Source organism: Stenotrophomonas sp. RG-453, from assembly GCF_033843685.1.
GTDB lineage: Bacteria > Pseudomonadota > Gammaproteobacteria > Xanthomonadales > Xanthomonadaceae > Stenotrophomonas > Stenotrophomonas bentonitica_A.
In genome coordinates this window covers 1-407 of record NZ_JAMYED010000035.1, presented here as the reverse complement: position 1 = coordinate 407, position 407 = coordinate 1, and the positions used below count along the sequence as shown (strand labels likewise).

General features: G+C 61.7%; 1 protein-coding gene. It reads right to left on the bottom strand.

What is annotated here, in order from left to right; all coding sequences use genetic code 11:
• A partial coding sequence (locus tag NJD74_RS19645; RefSeq protein WP_319624834.1) for a beta-propeller fold lactonase family protein occupies positions 1-379 on the bottom strand: 379 nt, incomplete at its 3' end.
• Between the last annotated feature and the right edge of the window lie 28 nt (positions 380-407).

Below are 407 nucleotides of genomic sequence, written 5' to 3'. Positions count from 1 at the left end.
CCGTATTGTCGTTCTCGTTGGCGACATAGAGAACTTTTCCCGCCGCATCCTGGGCGAACAGTTCCGGGTCGGGGCCCGAGGGCAGGCTGTCCACCACTCCTTGCGTCTTCGCATCGATCACCTGGATGGTGTCGTCGTCGCCGACGGCGACCATCACGAACTTGCCGTCACGCGTAAAGTCGATGCCGCGCGGGCGCTGGCCGACCTTGATCGTTTTTGTCACCGTCCAGCTGTCGGTGTCGATCACCGAGACCGTGTTGCTCTTCTCGTTCGAGACATAGGCGATGAACGCGTGCGCGGGCGCGGCCGCCAGCACCAGTCCGGAGAGAAGCCCAACACGCAACATGCGCAACATCTGCGTCCTCACTTCAATTTGCATTTGCTCTCCGGGCGATCGTAGCCGAGCG